At 36.4% G+C, this 2305-nt stretch carries 5 protein-coding genes; all 5 read right to left on the bottom strand.

Annotation, left to right across the window (positions count from 1 at the left end):
- A partial coding sequence (locus tag KKG99_12425) for a hypothetical protein (GenBank protein MBU1013803.1) occupies nt 1-212 on the bottom strand: 212 nt, incomplete at its 3' end.
- A gap of 398 nt (nt 213-610) precedes the next feature.
- Nucleotides 611-976 carry a hypothetical protein gene (locus KKG99_12420; protein ID MBU1013802.1) on the bottom strand — a complete coding sequence of 122 codons (366 nt, stop codon included), beginning with the start codon at nt 974-976 and terminating at the stop codon, nt 611-613.
- Nucleotides 977-1052: 76 nt separating this feature from the next.
- On the bottom strand, nt 1053-1640 hold the full coding sequence (locus tag KKG99_12415) for a DNA cytosine methyltransferase (protein ID MBU1013801.1): 588 nt from the start codon (nt 1638-1640) through the stop codon (nt 1053-1055).
- 15 nt (nt 1641-1655) lie between these two features.
- Nucleotides 1656-2144, bottom strand: coding sequence for a hypothetical protein (locus tag KKG99_12410; GenBank protein MBU1013800.1), 489 nt, complete (start codon nt 2142-2144; stop codon nt 1656-1658).
- Nucleotides 2131-2271 (bottom strand): hypothetical protein, encoded by a 141-nt coding sequence (locus tag KKG99_12405; protein ID MBU1013799.1) that lies wholly within the window; start codon nt 2269-2271, stop codon nt 2131-2133. Before KKG99_12405 ends, KKG99_12410 begins: the two co-directional genes overlap by 14 nt.
- Nucleotides 2272-2305 lie beyond the last annotated feature (34 nt).

The following is a 2305-nucleotide window of genomic DNA, read 5'->3' as shown; positions in this document are numbered from 1 at the left end:
TCGAAGGGCCCTACATTGAAATCATCAGATTCAAGGATAAGTTTCGCAAGGACTGATTCAGACACTGTTGGAACATCAATATTTACCACGGGGATTACTGCAACAATTGATCTGGCCCAACCGGGCAAAACAAGGTTACCTCCACCAAGCAGAGTTTTTGTGGTCCCGGTACCAAGACTTGTGGCTCCTACTCTATCGCTTCCTAATGTCATAATTTACCATCCCTCGGAAAACTGAGATTCAATCTGTTTATTTGCTGGTTTAACTGCAACATTGCCGACAGTTTTTTCAACGTGAACCCTTTTGGATCCGCTTCTTTTGAATCTAAGTTTTAGTGCCATTTCAGGCAGTCTCCACAAGATTCAATTTTGACATTACAATCAGAGCGATAACAGTAGCCACGACACCAACTATAATTTGATTGGTCTGGGCGTCCATCACAGCTCACCTTCAACAAACTTTCCATATGCCCACATACCCACCATAATGGCGACTATCAGGAGCAGAATTGGTTTATAATTCATATTTCTATACCTCATATAATTAACTTTATTGAGGAGTAATATGTTTTATTATTATTTATATCTGTCGGTTATATTTGTGTTTGATGTTATGTTATATCAACATAAAATAATTTTTTCCCGTTTGTACCTTTGAAACGACAATTAACAACACACCCGCCATTATTATTATTGTAAAATATTTGTTCATGATGCTGTACGTTTTTAGCTAAATTATTATAAAAATCAAAGGAATATATATTCATATATCTATATTCTTTATTATATCGTTTCGCTCTATCTGTACGCCTACCCGCTTTTTGAGCTATTATCAATAATTCTGGAACAGATATTTTACATTTGTTTTCCTTTCTTAATCTTCGATGTAATTTACTATGTTCACTTCTACTTAACCATACCGTAACATCTTTACCATGAATTTCTTTATATTTTATGTGGTGTTCAATTAAATTCATATAATATAACTCCAAACCGATAGTTATGAAAGTTATACTATTTATAAGTTATTGTTCGTATAGGCTAAATTTGCATCTATCCCCATTGGTCGGCCATTGCAGCAGCAATCCCTAAATATGTTCTACTTCGTTCTTTAGATCGATCGTGATTGTTCCATTGACTCATATAATGAATTCTGGAATATCGTTTTCCATCTTTGCCTAATATGTACTCCGGAGTAACAATATTCGTAGGTTTTAATTTTGGCAATCCTTTCAACCATAGGCCGGTTTTTTTTGTTTCCGGGTGGCCATATTCATACGGCTGAATATATTGTTCCGGTTTTCTCCATTGTGTAGACATAATACCGACAGGATTTTCAACACATATTTTAGGAATATTGCAGTTAACTAATTTCATGAAAAATGTGATTGCTTCTTTTCGTGATTGTTCGCGGGCGGGATTGTTTTTCATCCATCTATTCCCACAAACCGCCAGATACGTACAGGGAGGGTGAGCAATCATCATATCCCAACCAGCATTAAGATAATTTACTACATCACCCTGTATATGATTACCACTTGATTCGGTAGGGGATATGTCGCATGACCAGGCATTATGCCCTTTTTCATTAAACGCATCCCTTACAACCCCACTAAATTCACATGCTATTAAGATATTCATTAGTTAATCCTCTTATTAAAGGTTATATGTTTTGTACTGGAATTTCTGCAAATTATGCAAACTTTCGGCGTCCGGTATCATCTCTTTGAGATATCTTATATCATTGATTATGAAATGATGGAACAGATACATAGTGGCAGACTGCGATACTGCTGTTTTGTTCAGGTTTGCTAATCGTCTGGTAATCATCCCCATTCCAATATTTCGATGTCTCCCAAGATTAATTATTTTGTTTGCGTACTCTACTAAGGGCTTTCCTTCAGGCATCACCTGATCGGCTTCATCGACCAGGATAAACACGTTACCAGTGTTCCAGTATCCTTTCAACCAGGTGTTGAACTCCTTCATATCTCCCCAATGTGGGATATATGAGTTAGGGTGATTATATTCAGCCATCATGTCCCATACAACAACCCGGGAAAGCTGATTGATAATATTTTTGGCGAGTGTAGTTTTTCCAAAACCGCGTTTCCCGCTAATGGTAATTACTTCAACTGATTTCATCTTCGATTTCCTTTTTAGGTAAATTATTTAAAAGAAGTTTGGTGAATTTGCCGTCATTCACCAAAACATCAAGTCCTATCATAATTAATCCAAATCCTAATGATTCATTCGGTGTCAATTCCTTCATGGTTCAAAACTCCGGACTCTTCAATAAGACTGTT

It is taken from the genome of Bacteroidota bacterium (genome assembly GCA_018816945.1).
Classification (GTDB): Bacteria; Bacteroidota; Bacteroidia; order Bacteroidales.
This window is presented reverse-complemented; position numbering and strand designations above follow the sequence as displayed.

Excerpts from the sequence above, each read along its gene's own strand:
- KKG99_12420 (MBU1013802.1), bottom strand. The coding sequence starts at position 976 with ATGAATTTAATTGAACACCACATAAAATATAAAGAAATTCATGGTAAA.
- KKG99_12415 (MBU1013801.1), bottom strand. The coding sequence starts at position 1,640 with ATGAATATCTTAATAGCATGTGAATTTAGTGGGGTTGTAAGGGATGCG.
- KKG99_12410 (MBU1013800.1), bottom strand. The coding sequence starts at position 2,144 with ATGAAATCAGTTGAAGTAATTACCATTAGCGGGAAACGCGGTTTTGGA.
- KKG99_12405 (MBU1013799.1), bottom strand. The coding sequence starts at position 2,271 with ATGAAGGAATTGACACCGAATGAATCATTAGGATTTGGATTAATTATG.